This window comes from Pseudomonas sp. GD03862, from assembly GCF_029840855.1.
Taxonomy (GTDB): Bacteria; Pseudomonadota; Gammaproteobacteria; order Pseudomonadales; family Pseudomonadaceae; genus Aquipseudomonas; species Aquipseudomonas alloputida.
The window spans coordinates 42,812-61,234 of sequence record NZ_JAOCDI010000023.1 but is presented as its reverse complement, the minus strand read 5'-3'; the positions used below and the strand labels follow the sequence as shown (position 1 = coordinate 61,234).

The 18,423-nt window shown below is 56.9% G+C and carries 15 protein-coding genes and 1 tRNA gene; 4 read left to right on the top strand and 12 right to left on the bottom strand.

The window, feature by feature from the left end; translation table 11 throughout:
• The first annotated feature begins 81 nt into the window (after window positions 1–81).
• Together N5D53_RS16220 and N5D53_RS16215 are read left to right on the top strand one after the other, a co-directional pair.
• The gene (locus tag N5D53_RS16220; RefSeq protein WP_190869774.1) at window positions 82–2,550 is read left to right on the top strand and encodes a TonB-dependent receptor; all 2,469 of its coding nucleotides are present in this window, start codon (window positions 82–84) and stop codon (window positions 2,548–2,550) included.
• A 457-nt stretch (window positions 2,551–3,007) separates the two neighbouring features.
• Window positions 3,008–3,190 (top strand): helix-turn-helix domain-containing protein, encoded by a 183-nt coding sequence (locus N5D53_RS16215; RefSeq protein WP_155741781.1) that lies wholly within the window; start codon window positions 3,008–3,010, stop codon window positions 3,188–3,190.
• A 631-nt stretch (window positions 3,191–3,821) separates the two neighbouring features.
• Here N5D53_RS16215 and N5D53_RS16210 read toward each other — a convergent pair.
• The 7 genes from N5D53_RS16210 to N5D53_RS16180 form a co-directional block, all read right to left on the bottom strand.
• A complete protein-coding gene (locus N5D53_RS16210) occupies window positions 3,822–5,138 on the bottom strand; it encodes a hypothetical protein (RefSeq protein ID WP_190869773.1) in 1,317 nt (438 codons plus the stop codon).
• A 371-nt stretch (window positions 5,139–5,509) separates the two neighbouring features.
• Window positions 5,510–6,409: a hypothetical protein gene (locus N5D53_RS16205; RefSeq protein ID WP_190869772.1), complete on the bottom strand. Its 900-nt coding sequence runs from the start codon at window positions 6,407–6,409 to the stop codon at window positions 5,510–5,512.
• A gap of 310 nt (window positions 6,410–6,719) precedes the next feature.
• Entirely contained in the window at window positions 6,720–6,995 is a 276-nt protein-coding gene (locus tag N5D53_RS16200; protein ID WP_190869771.1) for a hypothetical protein, read from the bottom strand.
• Window positions 6,992–7,972, bottom strand: coding sequence for an integrase domain-containing protein (locus N5D53_RS16195; RefSeq protein WP_190869770.1), 981 nt, complete (start codon window positions 7,970–7,972; stop codon window positions 6,992–6,994). Before N5D53_RS16195 ends, N5D53_RS16200 begins: the two co-directional genes overlap by 4 nt.
• 930 nt (window positions 7,973–8,902) lie before the next feature.
• A complete protein-coding gene (locus N5D53_RS16190; protein WP_190869769.1) occupies window positions 8,903–10,222 on the bottom strand; it encodes an integrase arm-type DNA-binding domain-containing protein in 1,320 nt (439 codons plus the stop codon).
• Between the two features lie 162 nt (window positions 10,223–10,384).
• A tRNA-Thr gene (locus N5D53_RS16185) sits at window positions 10,385–10,460 on the bottom strand.
• 98 nt (window positions 10,461–10,558) lie between these two features.
• A complete protein-coding gene (locus N5D53_RS16180; RefSeq protein ID WP_010951646.1) occupies window positions 10,559–10,807 on the bottom strand; it encodes a hypothetical protein in 249 nt (82 codons plus the stop codon).
• 525 nt (window positions 10,808–11,332) lie between these two features.
• On the opposite strand from N5D53_RS16180, the gene N5D53_RS16175 reads away from it, so the two are divergent.
• The gene (locus N5D53_RS16175) at window positions 11,333–11,623 is read left to right on the top strand and encodes a DUF3077 domain-containing protein (protein WP_003255753.1); all 291 of its coding nucleotides are present in this window, start codon (window positions 11,333–11,335) and stop codon (window positions 11,621–11,623) included.
• A 354-nt stretch (window positions 11,624–11,977) separates the two neighbouring features.
• Here the strand turns inward: N5D53_RS16175 and N5D53_RS16170 are convergent, their stop codons facing one another.
• The 5 genes from N5D53_RS16170 to N5D53_RS16150 all read right to left on the bottom strand — a co-directional run bounded on the left by N5D53_RS16170 (window position 11,978) and on the right by N5D53_RS16150 (window position 16,268).
• Window positions 11,978–13,183 carry a DUF2890 domain-containing protein gene (locus N5D53_RS16170; RefSeq protein WP_190869768.1) on the bottom strand — a complete coding sequence of 402 codons (1,206 nt, stop codon included), beginning with the start codon at window positions 13,181–13,183 and terminating at the stop codon, window positions 11,978–11,980.
• A gap of 111 nt (window positions 13,184–13,294) precedes the next feature.
• Window positions 13,295–13,984, bottom strand: a complete 690-nt coding sequence (locus tag N5D53_RS16165; RefSeq protein WP_014589362.1) for an ABC transporter permease — start codon at window positions 13,982–13,984, stop codon at window positions 13,295–13,297.
• Window positions 13,984–14,676 carry an ABC transporter permease gene (locus N5D53_RS16160; protein ID WP_003255749.1) on the bottom strand — a complete coding sequence of 231 codons (693 nt, stop codon included), beginning with the start codon at window positions 14,674–14,676 and terminating at the stop codon, window positions 13,984–13,986. The genes N5D53_RS16165 and N5D53_RS16160 overlap by 1 nt, the downstream gene beginning before the upstream one ends.
• A gap of 54 nt (window positions 14,677–14,730) precedes the next feature.
• Window positions 14,731–15,483, bottom strand: coding sequence for an ABC transporter substrate-binding protein (locus N5D53_RS16155; RefSeq protein WP_021782626.1), 753 nt, complete (start codon window positions 15,481–15,483; stop codon window positions 14,731–14,733).
• 11 nt (window positions 15,484–15,494) lie between these two features.
• Complete coding sequence (locus N5D53_RS16150; protein WP_003255746.1) at window positions 15,495–16,268, bottom strand: ABC transporter ATP-binding protein; 774 nt, start codon at window positions 16,266–16,268, stop codon at window positions 15,495–15,497.
• Between the two features lie 631 nt (window positions 16,269–16,899).
• Between N5D53_RS16150 and gabP the strand changes: the two genes are divergently transcribed.
• On the top strand, window positions 16,900–18,285 hold the full coding sequence (gene gabP, locus N5D53_RS16145; RefSeq protein WP_020190016.1) for a GABA permease: 1,386 nt from the start codon (window positions 16,900–16,902) through the stop codon (window positions 18,283–18,285).
• Window positions 18,286–18,423 lie beyond the last annotated feature (138 nt).

Here is an 18,423-nt window from a genome sequence, read left to right as displayed (position 1 = left end):
GCGCAGTTTTTTCGTTCTCGATTGGCTTCAGGGCATACCCCGCCAATACCGCGGTTCCTCTGACCCTTTCGGACGTTCCACATGACGCATCGAATCACCCCGCTGGCCCGCGCCATCCACCTGGCCTTCGCCACTGGCCTGACCCTGTGCAGCCTGTCTGGTACCAATGCCGCACTGGCCCAGCCGGCGGCCAGTAGCATCATTCGTTTCGACATTGATGCGGCCCCGCTCGACCTGGCACTCAGCCAGTTTGGTCGCCAGGCTGGTATCCCTTTATCGATCGATGCCAGCCTAACGGCCGGCAAGACCAGTCCTGGGGTCAAGGGCAGTTTCAACGTGGAGCAGGGCTTTGCCAGGTTACTGGCTGGCACCGGTCTGAACGTGTTCAGGACCGACAGCGGCAACTACCTGCTGATGCAGGCCGCTGAGCCGAGCGGGGCGTTGGAGCTGGGGGTGACGTCGATCAATTCGCGGTCATTAGGTGCAACCACAGAAGGGACAGGCTCGTACACCACAGGGCTAAGCAGCACCGCTACCAAGATGAACCTGTCGATACGTGAAACGCCGCAGTCGGTGAGCGTGATCACTCGCCAGCGCATGGATGACCAGGGGCTCAATGACATTACCGAAGTGCTGCAGCAGACGCCTGGGCTGTCGGTGCAGAGCCTGGGGAGCGAACGCTTCAACATCTATTCACGTGGGTACTCGGTAGATAATTACCAATTCGATGGCATTCCGACGACGCTGGATATCGCAACGCAAATGTCGGCGCAAAGCCTTGCGGACATGGCCATCTACGACCGTGTCGAAGTGCTGCGCGGTGCGACTGGCCTGATGACCGGCGCGGGAGACCCTTCGGCCACCATCAATCTGGTGCGCAAACGCCCTACTGAACAATTCAAAGGCCACATCACCGCTGGAGTGGGCTCTTGGGACAAGTATCGCACCGAAGTCGACCTGTCCGGCCCGCTGACCCCAGCCGGTAACGTGCGTGGCCGCATGGTCGCGGCGTACCAGCAGAACAACAGTTTCGTTGACCACTATTCACAAGAAAAGCAGATTTTCTATGGCGTCCTCGAAGCCGACCTGACCGATACCACCCTGCTTACCGTCGGCGCCGACTACCAGAAGAATAACCCGCAAGGCTCGTCATCCGTGGCCTTCCCACTGTTCTACAGCAATGGCAAACAGACCGATTTCTCTCGCTCGACCAACAGTGCCGCACGCTGGAGCCACAACCCGCAAGATGCCCTCAACACCTTCGCAAGCATCGAGCAGAAGCTGGCTCATGACTGGAGCTTGAAGGCTTCCGTGAACCGCATGTACATCAAGCGTGACGACTACAAGCTGGCCACCGCCAGCTGGGGCTTCCCTGACGAGAACACGGGCGCTGGCGTGCGTCTGTACGGTGGCGCGGGCAGCACCTGGCAGAAACAGACCGGCGTAGACCTGCAGGCACAAGGCCCCTTCCAGCTCTTCGGCCGCCAGCACGAGCTGATCGTTGGCTACAACTATTCGCGTTACGAGAATCGCCATACGCCCACCCGTGGTACCGGGATCGAAGGGACCTTCGTCAATTTCTACGAATGGGACAACTACACCAACCAACCTGTCATGGGTGGCGGCAAGCTCTACGATGGCGACACCGTCATTCACCAGAGTGGCACCTACATTGCCACTCGGCTGCGCCCGACCGACAACTTGTCGGTGATCCTCGGTGCGCGCGTCAACAAGTATAACTACGACTACGACCTGACCTACCCGGCGACGCCACGCAGCAATCGCACGACGGATTACAAGGAAAACGGCGTGGTGACACCCTATGCAGGCGTGGTTTACGACCTCAACGACGTGCACTCGGTTTATGCCAGTTGGACCAGCATTTTCAAACCACAGAGCGTGCGTGACGCCGATGGCTCGACCCTTGAACCGCGTGAAGGTGACAACTACGAGATAGGTTTGAAGAGCGAATTCTTTGGTGGCCTGTTGAACACCAGTATCGCGGCGTACGAGATCAAGCAAGACAACCTTGCTGTACTCGACGAAGGCAAGACCGTCAACAACGATGGCTCTACCGCCGCCTACAAGGCAGTAAGCGGGGCGACTACCCGTGGCTTTGAAGTCGAAGCCAATGGCGAGCTGATGCCTGGCTGGAATGTTTCCGCCAGCTACAACCATGGCATCACCAAGGATCGCGACGGCGAGCGCTTGAACACCGAAGCTCCTGCCAACATGGTGAAGCTGTGGAGCACCTACCGGCTGCCGGGCGATTTCGATCGGCTGACCGTTGGCGGTGGCGCGAACTGGCAAAGCGGCACCCACATAACCGTTACGCCGAGCACGGCGATGGGCACGGTCAAGGCCAAGCAATCGCAATTTACCGTGGTCAACCTCATGGCCCGCTATCAGCTCACCGACCAGCTTTCCACCACGCTCAACGTGAACAACCTGTTTGACAAGAAGTACATCAGTGCGTTGGACACCACGTTCTACAGCGGGTACTACGGTGAACCGCGCAATGTGATGTTGAACACGCGATACGACTTCTGAAATTAGCCACCGGGCATTGGCTTTGGGTCGAGAGCGCTCACTGGCGAATGGCGGGTATCGACCGAGGCTTTGTGAAAACCCTCCGAGCAATCGAGCTGTTCAAAACATCCTAAATCGCGCGTCTACGCGAATGCTGGGTTAGTTGAGCAGCCAAGCTCTTCGGCATCACATAGGTAGTGAACGTACGAACTGTCGGATGCGGATCCTACTCGGCTTGAACCACTCCGGTTGCGGTGTGGCTTTCCCGGCTCCAGGCCAAATTTTGCTGCCCCGGCAGCATTAGAAACAGCAGTCAACGCTTGTGGACAATGGTCGTCAAGAAATGCATTTTCAGGTGATTAGCGCCTGTGGATAAAACGTATTCCTACGTGGAGTCATCGGGTTTCCACAGACCCCGTTGTCCCAGCTGATCGTGGCCCAGAAGTTGTTCATCTAGTTTGGGCCCTTAACCGCGTGGCTGCGCGAAAGAGCTTCATGCTGTTCTGTGGATAACTCCAACCGGACGCTCGACCAGGCTGCCGAAGCGCTGGGAGTCAGCCCCCGTAGCATCAGCCGCTACAGCAGTGGTCGTGAAGCGGTACCACGCACATTGGCGCTGGCTTGCCTAGGTTGGGAGAGTTTGGAGCAGAAAGCCGCCTGACAGGGCTTTTTGAGCCATCTCGGAGGGCTTGAGCTTTCGCTATTCTGGCCTGAGATTGCCGGGGCCGCTTTGTGGCCCTCCGCGACATAAGGCCGCTCCTACAGACGACGCGGCGTGCTTTTGAATCTTTTACTATGCGCGACGGTGCAGCCTGGAAGAGCGCTATGGGATTGTTGAGGCAGCTCTACGGCCGAGTCGCCGCGGCGGTTGCCCCGTAGCGTGAGCAAGCTGAATGCACAGCGTCTTGCGCAAGGCTGGGGGAGTCCGCCATTTGAGTTATACCTCCTAGTCGAAAACATAAAAGGCCCACCTTTAGGTGAGCCTTTTTTGATACTGCGTATGGTGCGGCACCAGGAGTCGAAAATAATCATAACCATATGATTTTAATAGCTTTATTTTTTCTTGTTCGCGGTTATATCTCAAAAAATATCCTTTGGCGCGCACGTCCGTTTCTCTATAGGGGCAGTAAGCGAAGAGCTAGGAAGATTATCCACCAAGCATAGGGGTATCGTGCCTCCATGATCAGAAGGCAAGGTTTCAGTTACGGCTAGCGGTAGCAAGGGGTGCATAGCTTAGCCTGGTAAAAAGTTGTTATCAGTCAGCGGCTATTTAATATTTTCAATCTCTGAGTTTAGTATTTGGCAAATTCCGGGTAAGAAAAAAGATCGCCATTCCTACATCTCTCAAGCCATTTTAGTGATGAGTCAACTTTATATCTATCTACAATGGCTTCAGCCAAGCTGTTATGGCCTAGGGCAAAAAGAGACGTTGAAATGTTAGACAGTGCGTTCGTTTTATCAAAGATATGCATGAAGCTTTCTTTTACATCTTGAATTCCAGATGTGAAGTGGCTGTTAATTTCTAGAATGGTGGAATTGTATAACTTGTCGTAAAATTCTACGTAGAGCTTGTCGCGCGCAAAGTAGAATAATGTATGTAGTCCCGCGAGATACTCAGGCGTTAGCTTGGCTTCAAGTTCACTCCAAATTAAATCCCTAGCACTGACTCTTTTCTTTATGCCGTCAAGCATTGACTTCTTTCGATCCCAGTAATCGAGGCTTAGGGTTGGTGCATTTGGGGTCAAGCTTTTGGTGTTCAGAGGTATCCACTGATCGAAGAAAGAAAATAGCTGATCCGGAACTATACCCTTAAGCGGTAAGGGATCACCTATCAATGATGCGAGATAATAGTGCGTTTTTATTTTTTCAACAGCTTTTGAAAAATCTCTGCTGCCAATGGAATACTTGCACATAAGCTCTTGCTTTGTGTCTTTAAATTCTGATGTTGTCCAGTCAGACTTTGGTGGTAGGGCTCTAGCTAATCTATAAATTATTGGTCGTGAAAGTTTTGATGTGAAAGTTCCTTGGGCATATTCTTCTTTGAGCCACAAGTTTAATTCGTGAAGTCTATCCAGGTTTCTTTCTAGCTCGTCAAACTTTTCTTTTAAGCGGAAAAAATTTATAGAGGCGACGTCTGTTAGATGCTTTATGCTTTCATTGCTTAAGGGATAGCGGAACGTCTGCCCTGTGGCATCTACCTCTGAAATATCTACGATCGTCTCGGCAATTTTACCGTTAATATCGGTATAGCGGCTGTCCAGAAGCTCAGAGTGAGTTTTAAAAAATCCCCATATATTTCCAATGTCATGAGATCCGGACAAGTCGAACGGGAGTTCGTGATTTTTCGCTCTAGCTACGAACGACAGTTCCTGAATTGCTCCCTTTAGTCTCAATTCAACGGAGTGGCGCATATTAAAACATACCGGGTATACTAAATCGTCAATTTCCAAATCCATTTTCCTGGAAAGAACTTGGTCAATCAGTAAGTTGGCGGCGGTGGAGAAGCCTTTGGAATATTCAAAGTACCCAGGGCTGCCGTTGTTTCCCACGCATGCATTTGCCCATGTGGGCTCTGAACTGCAAAAAGTTGAGTTTTTATTTCCGGCCATGATGTAAAACCTATTTATGCTTTGATGCGTTAGTAGAGTGCGTGACAATGATTTTGTACGGTGCGTGCGATTGTCAATATCGCAACTGAATCTTACCTTAGCGCTCGTCTGTGAGAGGTTTCTGTGGGGCGAGGCGGTGTGAAAACAGTTAAAGCAGGTTTGCTGCCCAAACAAAAACGAGTTCTCAAGCAATATTTTGATTTGATGGCTAGACAGGATTGGCAAATTTGACGTAGCAACGCAGGCTTCCAAACAGAGCTTACGTTTTTGCCCTATCTAGACCAAAATTGGTCGTTCAGTATCTAAGATATTTCGGGGGCAATTCACTCACCCCTTCCGCGTTTACTTTAAGTGGAGTTTAGGTGATCATTTTACTGCGTGTTCGCGAGCTCGGCAACAAGCTGTCTCTGAATGTGCTCGTCACTCTTAGCGATGCCTAAACGCGGATTTATTGCCCATTGTGAAGTATGTACAATGAGGTTTCTGGCTTCCGAAGTAGCCATGAATGAGAATTTAATGATCGTTCCTATGATCTTCCTATTTCTCCTCTCGTAAATTCGCTCCCAAATGTGAGAGTGTTCCTTAATGAAGTCATCCATTAGCTGATTCACTGACGTTAGTAACGTATTGTCGTTGCTAGTCATGAAAATCGAGTCGCCACGATTTAAAATTTTGGAAACATCTAATGCGACAAGCCCACGATGACCAGAGCCTACCTCACCTGCAAGGATTCTCTCTAGCTGACTTGAAGCTTTCCGAACATTGCTCTCAATTTTTTCGACGGTTGTGACACGTTTGCATTCAACCCATATTTTCTTTTCGCCAATACTTATACCTGTATCGGACCTTGCATCGAGTATGGCCTCAACACCTCTATCAGGACGATGTGCCTTTGCTGCAACCGCAGCCTCAAAAAGAAAGTTTCGAGCAACGGAGGATTCTGGTGTCTCGTTTGTGGCGTTGAACGGACCATTAACACCTTTTTGAAGTTTCTCAACGATACCTTTCACCTCATGGTTTGGAAGGGCATTAAAGGCTTTATGGATGTTCACAAATTCAAATACTTCGAACATTGAGCTGACAAATTCTGGAAATATATTTTGCCCTTCATGTGCAGTTGCGTTTTTGTACGCATCTTTCCAGTAACCGATGATTCTTTCGTAATGAGATGTTCTTCCTGGACTCAATTTTATGCCAAGCCCTTCCATCCACCTCAAAGCTGCCGAGTACTGTTTAAAAATGGTTTCGTAATTTTCTGTAGGAATGGACATAGCAGCCTACCGTAAAGTTAAGTGGTCTGCGTGGACTCTTACGCAGCTATTTATTTAGAGATGAAAGGTTAATGCACCTGGGGAATTAGTCAATGCACACAGCCTGATCATGAGAGATGTGATGCCTGCGACCTGATGTCTAGTCCGAATTGCTTCCTTAGATTGTTGAATGGCGCTGGAGGCCTTGTTGAAATGAGAGAATCGACTGCTTGGTGATAAAATTTCTTACAACCCGAAGCTGGTGTTGATTTCGACGAGTGGCTATTTCTGGCGATTGTTGTCGGTCTTAGCCATCAATATCGGGTCCAGCTCAGAGATAGAAAACCCATGACTTTTCTAGGCGTCGAGCGACCAGCTGGACCGTCAGCACGTAGTAGTAGCGTGTAGCCTCCCTGCGGTGGCGCATGCGGTGTTCGAGGAACCAAGCTACATGCTTTCTCTGCCAACCCCAAGGGGTCTCTCGCTGCCAGCGTTCTGCAATGTCAGCCTGAATGACTTTCGCCTGCCGCAAGTGGCGTTGCCGCGTCGCGTGCGACCCGGTCAGCACGCCAGCCAAGAACAACTCCATATCGAATGGCTTGCTCATGCCCGTCCTCCAATGTAGGCAGCGACCACGTCGATCCGCCCGTGCCCCAGCTCATAGCTGATTTGCCTCCGGGCCTCACGATCAACGTTTCTATCTACTTGGCAACATTGACCGCCGTTGATAGGCGCGCAATGCCGGGTAATTTGCTCGTAGCGCTCAGATGCGTACGCCGCTCTTAGCTCATGGAAGCCCTTGAGGTTGTGTGCATGCAGGATGTCTCGCGCAGGGCCGATGATTTCATGCAGAAACTCCCGGTAGCTTTCGTGTGGCGCAATCATGTTTCGGCTACCCGCAGGTGACGCCTGCCATGCACACCCAAGTGCACCACGAATATGGTTGTCCACCGCAATCCAACGCGGCGCCGTGGCGCCAGCGCGGCCGCCCTTGGTGCCATCCTGAATATTGATCTTGCCTAGGTCGTTAGCCTCACGGCTTAGCCGTGGCAGGTCAGCCAAGATGGCCTCACGCAAGCGCATACCGGTGGCTCGCGCCAACAGGGCGATGGCGGCGGCCCGTAGCTGATCATGGCGGCAAAGCGCATCGACGATCTGCTGAACCTGTTCGCGATCTTGGCCCTGCGGCACCGACTGGCGAACCCCGGTGCGCTGCATACCCAACGCCTTGCTCGGACTTGGCATTTTCACATGCTGATCACCGCGAAGCGCTGCCATGGTCCTGTTAACACTGGATAGGCGGTTATGTGCGGTGCTGACGGCGAGGTCACCGCGGCTAACCACGTCGCGCAGATACACTGCATAGTCGGCCAACACCTTCCGATCAATCTGCCGCGCATCATTGATACCCGGCCCCTGTTCTGAGCGGCACCACTTAACGAATGCCTGCCAGCGATCACTGTGCGCCTTGACCGTGGCGTAGTGACCGCCACCGAACATGTCTTTCAGCGCCTGCGGCCCTGCATAGCTCAACTGCCTGCCGTAACCGAAATTGCGGCCATCGCGTCTACCTACCAATGCCATGTCGCTCACCTCATCTCTCGATCTCCGATCCTCGCCCCACGTCATCCCGCCAAGAATGCTGAGTGTTATCAGGGATCAAGGCCCCTGCGACCTGTGGGGATGTCCTCTAACGCGGGACTGGCGGCTCCTTACTACCGGGAGCAAGGGCATCTCATGATCTGGCCTCCTGAGCACCGTTACCGGTGGGCGGGTGGAGGCTGCATTGGCTGACGAGACCAGTGCCGCGAGATCCTGAGCCAGGTGCAAGCAGCAATGCGATGACCGGGGCATGCCTGACTGTCAGTCAGGTGCAGTCCATCCCTGGTCTGCGGCACCATCATCTACATGGCTGTTGCTGGTGACATCGGCGTTTGTCACGCCGATTGTCACGAGGGGGAATGCCGCAAAGCCTTGTGCGATCAGGGCTGCAGCAGTGGTAGAAGTGCCCGTCTCTTTCCACAGAAAGAGACGGGCACAGGTTGGCGCAATATTCGGCCAAGCGGATAGGTTGCTGCAGGGCAGCGAGGTACGGTGTATCTGGCGCACGAGCGCTATGTGTGTAAGAGCATCCATCACATGGGTAGTGACCGGGCGAGCTGCCGGATGCGAATCGCCCTTGGGGAGAACCACCGCCAGAGCGGCGTGACCTTTAAGGTTCGGGTCACCTGGGGTGCTGTCATCGACAGCGTTTGCAACTCCCGGTCTACGCCTGTGGACAATGTTCGTCAAGCAAAGCGATTTCAGGGATTTAGCGCCTGTGGATAAAATTATCCTTCGGTGGACATCTGTGGTTTTCCACAGACGTACGCTGTGCCAGCAGTTTTTTTCTTAGGTATGGTCCTTTCAAACGGGGCGGCTTTGCAGCCCCGTTTGAAAGGACCCGCGCGGAGGAGCTTCATGCGGTGCTGTGGGTAACTTCACAGCGAGTTTGAGGGGGGGGGGTGCTGCGGGCTACTCGGTCCTCTTGGCACTGCGCAGGCGTGTGACGTTTTCGCCCGTCTGCTTGGCAAACTCGTGCGGCGTCACATGGTCCTCGCGGTTCGCCTCCAGAAACCGGCTCCACCAGGTCATGATCATCCGGCGCTCTTCGAGGAACTCGGCCTTGTGGGTATAAGCGGCCCGTACGTTGTTGCGCTCCTTGTGACTCATCTGCCGCTCGATAGCCGTCTCCGACCACAGCCCGGACTCGACCAGCGCACTGCACGCCATGGCTCGGAACCCGTGGCCGCAGATATCCACCTTGGTGTCATAGCCCATCGTCCTTAGCGCGGCGTTCACCGTGTTCTCGGACATCGGCTTCCACGGTTTGGCATCCCCCGCGAACACCAGCTCGAACTTGCCGGTGATCGCGTGGATCTGCTCAAGCAAGGCCACTGTCTGCGGCGATAAGGGTACAACGTGGATATCCCCGGCCATTTTTGTACCCCTTGTGGAAAAGGGTACTCCGTCCAGCGCCGGGCGGGTGTCGGGGATCTCCCAGATGCCACGCTTGAGGTCAAACTCGTTCCAACGGGCGAAGCGCAGTTCACTGGAGCGCACGAACACGTGCAGCGATAGCATCACCGTGAGGCGCGTGAGCGGGCGACCTTTGTAGCCGTCGATACGCGCCTGTAGCTCAGGCAACCGCGATAAGGGTAGTGCGGGTCGATGTGTAACCCGTGGCGTTTTGATCGAGCCATCGAGATCGTGAGCCGGGTTCGCCGTGATCAGTCGCAGCCGTTTGGCTTCGCGCATGATGCTTTGCAGGTAGTTCTTGATCCTGAGCGCCACGTCGATGGTGCCGCGCTTCGTCACAGCCTCCAGTGGCTGCATGAGGTCGTGGGTGTCCAACTCAACGATTGCCCTGGCACCTAACAAAGGGAATACGTGAGTCTTCAACCGACTGAGCACAGTCTTAGCGTGGCCCGGCGCCCACTTCGGCACCATCCCGGCATACCAATCGAGCGCAACGCTTTCGAAGGTTCGGCCATTGATCACGGCTTGCACCTTGGCCTGCTGCTTGGACTGTATAGGGTCAATGCCGTTGGCGAGCTGCTGTTTGAGCTCGAAGCGCTTGTGGCGAGCGTCAGCCAGCCCGACCACTGGGTAGTTGCCAAGTGAGGTCAGGCCCTCGCGGCCATCGGGCTTCACATACCTGAGCCGCCAGCCTTTGCGACCGTTGGGCTTCACGAGCAGGTAAAGGCCATCGCCGTCAAAAAGCTTGTACTCACGTTCGCGAGCCTTTGCAGTGCGGCAGGCGCTGTCGGTAAGGGGAGCCGTTGTGCGAGCCATAAGGGTACTTTCCAATGTCGAATTGGTAGGTATCCTTAAAAGTACCCTTATTAGCGCTGGCTACCCTCGGAATCCGACGGAACGCCAAAACGAAAAAACCCGCCAGAAGGCGGGTTTTTCGGGGGTTCCAGAGATTTTGAAAGCTTTCTATGGAACCTTGAATGGTGCCGGCACCAGGAATCGAACCCGGGACCTACTGATTACAAGTCAGTTGCTCTACCATCTGAGCTATACCGGCAATGGGGCGTCATTATAGCGATCGTTTGGCGCCTGTAAACCACTTCCTTGCGAATGTTCGCAAAAGACCTAAGTCACCGGCCTAAAAGAAGAATTTTCCTACCAGCCGCGATGCATGGTGGTGACGCTAGGCTCGCTTTTACCCGGGTTGAAGAACAGCTTGTCGTTGTCGCAGCCGCGCTTGCGGCATGGGGCTTCTGTGCGCAGGGGCAGGCCTTTGTCGCCACCCAGCTGCATGCCGGGGTGGTTCCAGCCCAGGTTGCTGTTGGGGTGGGGCGAGGTGCCGCCGGCGCAGCCGGTTAGGGCCAGGGCGAAGGTCAACAGGGCGAGGGGGTTGGCTCGGGTCACGATGCTCAGGTCCGGTGGTCCATTGTCGGTTCTGGCGCAACGCCAGAAGGTCGCGGGGCTGGCGGGCAGCGCGCGACGTCACTTTTTAATGATTTGGGGGGCGGATGATACACCGTTGCGGCGGTGGAGCATTAGCCTTGTGTTGTCTGGTATGGCCTCTTCGCGGGTGAACCCGCTCCTACAAGGGGGCGGGTAAGCCGGGTTATCTGTGTAAGGGAATTCTGAACCATGGGGTCAAAAGCTTCAGGGTTTGGATGCTTCGGAAGTATCCTACGCGCGCCGCCGAAGTAACGCTGTTGTCGGGGAAGTGGCTCACGGATACCGTTTTCGGGTCGCTCTGGCGACCGGGTGTGAGAACCCGACTTTGAACGTATCGGCTGCGTAATGGCGACTGTGCGCGGGCAGACCTTGGTCTGGCCGAGCTTCCTACGTTCACTCGGTTTCTCACCTCGTGCACGGTTGCCGCCTTTGTTCCGTGAGAAAGAATGAACACGGCAACTCCTTTTGAACTAGGGAGTTTGAAAAGTGAAAACGATCGATTCTGATCCCAACAGCCCCAAACCAATCACAACCGCAGGCGTGGAAACCTTCCTCGCAGCCGGTAACCCATCCCTCAATCTGCTACGCGTAGAGCCCGGCGTCCCCGTCGACGCGGCCTACGAGCATGTCTCGATCCTGATGGGCTACATCAAGCACCTGGTGCGCGAGGGGGATATGGAGGACGACCATAAATTCCTGGGTGCAGCCGATTACCTTTGCGACATGGCCAAGGCGCTGATGAACGATATCGAGATTGCCAAGGGCAAGGCGCATTAGGCATTGACGCGGTCATTTGTGGGAGCGGCCTTGCGTCGCGAATGGGCTGCAAAGCAGCCCTGGCGATTTCAGATATTGTGCCGAAAACGGGGGCCGCTTTGCGGCCCTTTCGCGACGCAAGGCCGCTCCCACAAAAGCCGCTTGCGCTAACCACAAGAAATGTTTATGCACAAGTGGCATTTGGGGCCTGAGCGAAAGGCATGCCGGATCGCTACGCCGCTGGTCTTTGCGCAAACGCCTGTTTTTACTGGGCTGCAGCCGCAAGCAGGAATAAGCCAAGCGCTTGAAATAGCGCTTGGATCCAACAGGTAATCACAAGCTTGTTCACAGACTTATCCACAGGTTGTGCTGCGGCTAACCGTCGCGTTCCGCCAGAATGAGGAGGTTGCGCGGGGTCAGTGGGTAATCGCAAAACAGGCCCAGGCGCACGTCATAGCCTTGTTCTTCGAGGAACAGGGCGCGATCGAGTACCAGCCACAGCTCCAGTGGCCGACGGAACAGGTTGCGTACGCGCTCCAGGTTCCGAACCTCGGCCAGGCGTTGCCAGCCCGCAGCTTCCAGCATTGCCCAGTCCGGGTTGCCGCTCACTGGCAATTGCTTCAGTTCAGCCAGGTCACGGCAGTATTGCTCGAAGGGCTTCTCCAGCCAGGCCACCGGCAGGGAAGGCGTCGGCAGGTATTCATCGCTCTGGCGCTGCTGGCGTTGTAGCAGGTCGAAGCCCAGGCGCCGGGCCATCGAGGTGTCGCGCTGGCGCCGCACGCGGGCGCCGGCAGTGACGGTTTCGCTCAAGGGCAGGCCCAGGTCGTCCAGCGACAGCTGCAGGCTCGACGCCTGCGCGGCTGTGGATAACGCCTGGTATTGCTGCGCGGCGATGCGGTTGTAGCAGCAGGGGGCTATGGCCAGTTGCCGGCAACCTTGCTGGCTGGCCAGTTGCATCAGGCGTACATGCAGATCGCCACAGGCATGCAAGGCAACCACGCTTTTATCGTTAGCCAGGTGGTGCGCGCTGTCGCTGGCCATCACATCCTGATGTATGTGCTGTGCTTGCAAGTGGTGGTGTGCACTCAGGGCCTGACCGGCAGCGACCAGGTCGGCGTCGTACTCCAGGCAGGTCAGGTGTTGCCCAGGTTGCAGCAGGCGACGGCCGAGGTGGCCTTTGCCAGAACACCAGTCCAGCCAGTGGCGGGGCTGCTCGCGGAAGGCCAGGTGGCTGGCGAAGGCTTCGATCTGCTGCCATTTGCGGCCGGGCACAGCGACGTCCAGGCGGTGGGCGGCAGGTGGCAGGTCGGTTTGCGCAAGGCTGCCGAGCGTGGCGAGCTGTCGGGCTTGTTCGTCCAGTTGCGGGAATGGGGCAGGCAAGCGGTCAGCGGCGCTGTCGGCTTCGGCGTCTGCCAGGGAACATTGGCGCAGGTGGGCGGCAAGCTCTGGGTGGGTGGTTTCCCAAGGCAGATGCAGGGTGGTGAAGGGGCGGGGTTTCCACAGCTGTTGGTGCTCGATCAGGAACTGGTCGAGGACCTGGAAGCGGGTGCTTAGGTGGTGGCTGTGGAGGGGGCTGGGCATGGGGATGTGTGTTGGGGTTGAGGGCCTATTCGCGGGTAAACCCGCTCCTACGACGGTTCAGCATAGGCCTGTTGTAGGAGCGGACGTGCCCGCGAAGACGGCTAGGAGATGTCAGCGGCCTTGGCAGGCATCCACGCGCAACCAGCGCTCCAGCAACTTGAAGCCTTGCACCAGCATGAACGAGATCACCAGGTAGAACACGCCTGCGGCGAAGAAGATCTCCACCGGCAGGTAGGTGCGGGCGATGATGGTACGGGCCATGCCGGTCAGCTCCAGCAGGGTCACGGTACTGGCCAGGGCACTGGCCTTGAGCATCAGGATCACTTCGTTGCTGTACGCCGGCAGGCCGATGCGCGCAGCGCGTGGCAGCATGATGTAAAACAGCGCTTTGCCACGCGACATGCCCAGCGCCCGTGCCGCTTCGATCTCACCTTTGGGGATCGACTGCAGCGCGCCACGCAGGATCTCGGCAATGTACGCGGCGGTGTGCAGGGTCATGGTCAGCACCGTGCACCAGAACGGATCGCGCAGGTACGGCCACAGCGAACTGGAGCGCACCGCATCGAACTGCGCCAGGCCGTAATAGACCAGGAACAACTGCACCAGCAGCGGCGTGCCACGGAAGAAGAAGATGTAGCTGAACGGCACCGCGCGCACGTACCAGTGGCGCGAGGAACGGGCGATGCCCAGCGGGATGGCCAGGATCAACCCGGCAACCACGGCAATGGCCACCAACTCCAGGGTCAGGACCGCACCCTCGGCCAGGCGTGGCAGCCATTTGAAGATGACTTCCCAATTCATTATTCAGCCCTCGCAAAGCCGCGAGCGGCGCGTTTTTCCATGAAATGCATACCGGTCATGGCAAGCACGGTCAGGCCCAGGTAGATGCAGGCCGCGACCATGTAGAAGGTGAACGGCTCTTTGGTCACGGTCACGCCGATCTGCGAATGACGCATGATTTCTTCAAGGCCGATTACCGATACCAGGGCGGTGTCCTTCATCAGGATCATGAACAGGTTGCCAAGGCCGGGCAGGGCGATGCGCCACATCTGCGGCAGGATGATCCGCGAGAGGATGCGGCCCTTGGACAAGCCCAGCGCCAGGCCAGCTTCGCGGTGGCCTTTGGGGATTGCGAGGATGGCGCCACGGAACACTTCGGTGGCGTAGGCGCCAAAGCACAGGCCCAGGGCGATCACGCCCGCGGCGAAGGCGCTTAGCTCAAGGCCCGGCATGTTCAGGGCTTCGCCGAGGCTGTTCATGAGCCCGACGGTGCCGAAATAGATAAGCAGCACCCACAGCAGTTCGGGCACGCCGCGAACCAGGGTCGAGTAGAAGCCGCCAAGCCATTGCAGCGGCTTGAGCGGGGAGGTCTTGGCCAGGGCGCCGAGCAGGCCCAGGACCAGCCCCAACAGCAAGGCGCAAAGCGCCAGTTTTACGGTCATCAGGGTGCCGGCCATCATGGCCGGACCGAATCCGTGCAGGTCGATATTCATGGGCAGGTCATTTTAGGGACTGGCGCGCCGCGGGGGCGCGCCGGTCAGGGCGGATCATTCGATGCTGAACGGGAAGTACTTGTCGTTGATTTTCTTGTACGTACCGTCGGCTTTGATTTCTGCCAGGGCTTTGTTCAGGTCGTCGCGCAGCTTGGTGTCACCTTTGCGCACGGCAATGCCGATCTTGTCGCTGTCCATCACCGGCTCGCCCTTGAACTCGAAGTTCGAGCCGTCTTTGCTTTTCAGCCACTCGTACTGCACGTACTTGTCGGCCAGGATGCCGTCGATACGACCGGAAACCAGATCAAGGTAGGCGTTTTCCTGGGTGTCGTAGAGTTTGATATCGACATCCGGGTAGTTGTCTTCAAGGTAGGTGCCGGCCAGGGTGGCGCGCTGGGTGCCGATGACCTTGCCCTTGAGCGACGCTTTGTCGGTCTTGAAGTCGACGTTTTTCGGCGCGATGAACTGCAGCTTGTTGGAGTAGTACGGATCGGTGAAGTCCACAGCCTGCTTGCGTTCGTCGGTGATCGACAGCGACGACACCAGGAAGTCGAACTTCTTGGCGTTCAGGGCCGGGATGATGCCGTCCCAGTCGGAGGTAACGACCGAGCACTCGACTTTCATCTTGGCGCACAGGGCGTCGCCAATGTCTTTGTCGAAGCCAACCACGTTACCGCTGGCATCCTTGTTGTTGAACGGTGGGTAGGCGGCTTCGATGCCCATGCGCAGTTTTTCTGCGGCCATGGCGTTTGCCGACATCACCAGCGTGGCAGCAGCTGCCAGGAGAAACTTCTTGTAGGTGTGCATGTATTGCTCCGTTAGCGGTGGCTGGACATGAATTGCTTGCAACGCGCCGAGGTCGGGTTTTCGAAGACCTGCTGCGGCGATCCCTGCTCTTCGACCAGGCCCTGGTGCAGGAAGACGACTTCACTGGACACATGGCGGGCAAAGCTCATCTCGTGCGTCACCAGCAGCATGGTACGGCCTTCTTCGGCCAATGCGCGGATAACGTTAAGCACTTCCTGGACCATTTCCGGATCGAGGGCCGAAGTGGGCTCGTCGAACAGGATGACCTTGGGCTTCATGGCCAGGGTACGGGCAATGGCGGCGCGCTGTTGCTGGCCACCGGAAAGCTGGGCGGGGTAGCTGTGGCGTTTGTCGTAGATGCCGACCTTGTTCAGCAGCGCTTCGGCGGCTTCGATGGCTTCGGCCTTGCTTTGGCCGAGCACGCGGCGTGGCGCCTCGATGATGTTGTCGAGGATCGACATGTGCGGCCACAGGTTGAAATTCTGGAAGACAAAGCCGATTTCGCTGCGCAGGCGATTGATCTGGCGGTTGTCGGCTGCGATCAGGTCGCCATTCTTGGCGGCCTTGAGCTTGAGGGCTTCGCCGGCGACCAGGATTTCGCCCTGGTGCGGGTTCTCGAGCAGGTTGATGCAGCGCAGCAGGGTGGACTTGCCGGAGCCGGACGACCCCAGGATGGAGATCACGTCACCGTCGCGAGCGGTCAGCGAAATGCCCTTTAGAATTTCCTGCTCGCCGTAGCGTTTGTGCAAATTGCGGATTTCCAGCGCGGGCGTGGCCTGAGCCATGTGCGGTCCTCATGTGTTCGGGTGCGTTCCCAGCTGTTGGCGGCCTTCCTGGCGTGCGCCAAGCTAGCATAGCGGCATTATGACGGCCAACAGGGTCGCCGGGGACTGGGGGCGCTGGTGGGGCAGTTTGTCGCATCGCTACAGCGTAACGTCGCGCAGATGTCCGCGAAGGTGTCGCCCAGCACCAGAGCCTTGATGAAAAAAGGCGCGATGGTGCCAGCTTTGGCCGGCTCATGGAAGCTGTTTTGACCCATTGGAGGGGTAAACCCGACCTTTTGCCAGTGCAAACGGGTTCACCCAGGAATGCCATGTTGATGTCACAAGGTTGTACCCATGGGTTGCACTTTTTGGCATTGCAGTGGTGCACAGGTGTTACCGAGGAGCACCTTTGGTGCATTTGTAAGTGGGTATTTCAGTAATCCGCTGATTTGATGTCCTTTCGGTCATGCAATGGCCGAAAGCCCTCCAGGCCGCATCCTAAAAGGCCTGCAGAATTTTCTGACGAGTGCATTCGTCATATGGCGCGCTTATTGCCAGTTGGAAACCGCCGATTGCAGCGACGCCTAGGTCATCCCCTGGCGCGCTCTGTACCCGCAGTCGGCGTGGTCCACTCCTTACAAAGGTAGTTTCAATGAGCGGTAACAATTCCAATGACCTCGCTCAGGGGCTCAAACAACGGCATGTGACCATGCTGTCCATCGCTGGCGTCATCGGTGCCGGCCTGTTCGTAGGCTCCGGCCACGCCATCGCAGCGGCCGGCCCTGCCGTGCTGCTGGCTTACGCTGCCGCCGGTACGCTGGTCGTGCTGGTGATGCGTATGTTGGGTGAAATGGCAGTCGCCTCGCCTGACACCGGTTCGTTCTCTACGTATGCCGACCGCGCCATCGGGCGCTGGGCTGGTTTCACCATTGGCTGGCTGTACTGGTGGTTCTGGGTGCTGGTGATTCCGCTGGAGGCCAACGCCGCCGCAGCCATTCTGCATGCCTGGTTCCCGGCGGTTGACCTGTGGGCGTTCTCCCTCGTCATTACCTTGGCACTGACACTTACCAACCTGTGCAGTGTGAAGAACTACGGTGAGTTCGAGTTCTGGTTTGCCCTGCTCAAAGTGCTGGCGATCATCGGCTTCATCGCCGTGGGCTGTGCTGCTTTGTTCGGCTTTGTACCGAGCAGCCAGGTGAGCGGTGCCAGCCACCTGTTCGATACCCAGGGCTTCATGCCCAACGGCCTGGGCGCAGTGCTGGCAGCCATGCTGACCACCATGTTCTCGTTCATGGGTACCGAAATCGTCACCATCGCCGCTGCCGAGTCGAAGGACCCGGGCAAGCAGATCAGCCGTGCCACCAACTCGGTAATCTGGCGTATCTGCCTGTTCTACCTGGTGTCGATCTTCCTGGTCGTGGCCCTGGTGCCGTGGAACGACCCGGCCCTGGCCGAGACGGGCTCCTACCAGACCGTGCTGAGCCGTATCGGTGTGCCGAATGCCAAGCTGATCGTCGACATTGTCGTGCTGATTGCCGTGACCAGCTGCCTGAACTCGGCGTTGTACACTTCTTCGCGCATGTTGTTCTCGCTGAGCAAGCGTGGCGACGCCCCGGCCATCGCCCAGCGCACCACCAAGGCGGCGACCCCGCACGTGGCGGTACTGCTGTCCACCGCAGCGGCATTCCTTTGCGTGTTCGCCAACTTCGTGGCACCGGCCCAGGTGTTTGAGTTCCTGCTGGCCAGCTCTGGCGCCATCGCGCTGCTGGTGTACCTGGTGATTGCCGTTTCGCAGCTGCGCATGCGCGCCCAGCGTGAAGCCCGCGGCGAGAAGATCACCTTCAAGATGTGGCTGTTCCCGGGCCTGACCTGGGCGACCATTGCCTTCATCGTTGCCATTCTGGTGGTCATGGCGCTGCGTGAGGATCACCGTGCGGAGATCATTGCGACTGCGTTGCTGAGTATTGGTGTGGTGGCGGCTGGCTTGCTGGTGCACCGCAAGCGCGAGGCTGCCGGGCGGGCGGCGCTGGACAGCTGATCGGCGCTGGCTGAAATGAAAAGGCCGCACCTTGTGAAGGGTGCGGCCTTTTTTTGTGGCCTGTGATGGCCCTTTCGCGGGCAAGCCCGCAGGTTCACCACAGGCCCGTAGGCGCGGGTTTACCCGCGAAAGGGCCGG

Excerpts from the sequence above, each read along its gene's own strand:
- N5D53_RS16190 (WP_190869769.1), bottom strand. The coding sequence starts at position 10,222 with ATGGCTCGCACAACGGCTCCCCTTACCGACAGCGCCTGCCGCACTGCA.
- N5D53_RS16160 (WP_003255749.1), bottom strand. The coding sequence starts at position 14,676 with ATGAATATCGACCTGCACGGATTCGGTCCGGCCATGATGGCCGGCACC.
- N5D53_RS16150 (WP_003255746.1), bottom strand. The coding sequence starts at position 16,268 with ATGGCTCAGGCCACGCCCGCGCTGGAAATCCGCAATTTGCACAAACGC.
- N5D53_RS16155 (WP_021782626.1), bottom strand. The coding sequence starts at position 15,483 with ATGCACACCTACAAGAAGTTTCTCCTGGCAGCTGCTGCCACGCTGGTG.
- N5D53_RS16220 (WP_190869774.1), top strand. The coding sequence starts at position 82 with ATGACGCATCGAATCACCCCGCTGGCCCGCGCCATCCACCTGGCCTTC.
- N5D53_RS16195 (WP_190869770.1), bottom strand. The coding sequence starts at position 7,972 with ATGGCATTGGTAGGTAGACGCGATGGCCGCAATTTCGGTTACGGCAGG.
- gabP (WP_020190016.1), top strand. The coding sequence starts at position 16,900 with ATGAGCGGTAACAATTCCAATGACCTCGCTCAGGGGCTCAAACAACGG.
- N5D53_RS16165 (WP_014589362.1), bottom strand. The coding sequence starts at position 13,984 with ATGAATTGGGAAGTCATCTTCAAATGGCTGCCACGCCTGGCCGAGGGT.
- N5D53_RS16205 (WP_190869772.1), bottom strand. The coding sequence starts at position 6,409 with ATGTCCATTCCTACAGAAAATTACGAAACCATTTTTAAACAGTACTCG.
- N5D53_RS16200 (WP_190869771.1), bottom strand. The coding sequence starts at position 6,995 with ATGAGCAAGCCATTCGATATGGAGTTGTTCTTGGCTGGCGTGCTGACC.
- N5D53_RS16170 (WP_190869768.1), bottom strand. The coding sequence starts at position 13,183 with ATGCCCAGCCCCCTCCACAGCCACCACCTAAGCACCCGCTTCCAGGTC.
- N5D53_RS16210 (WP_190869773.1), bottom strand. The coding sequence starts at position 5,138 with ATGGCCGGAAATAAAAACTCAACTTTTTGCAGTTCAGAGCCCACATGG.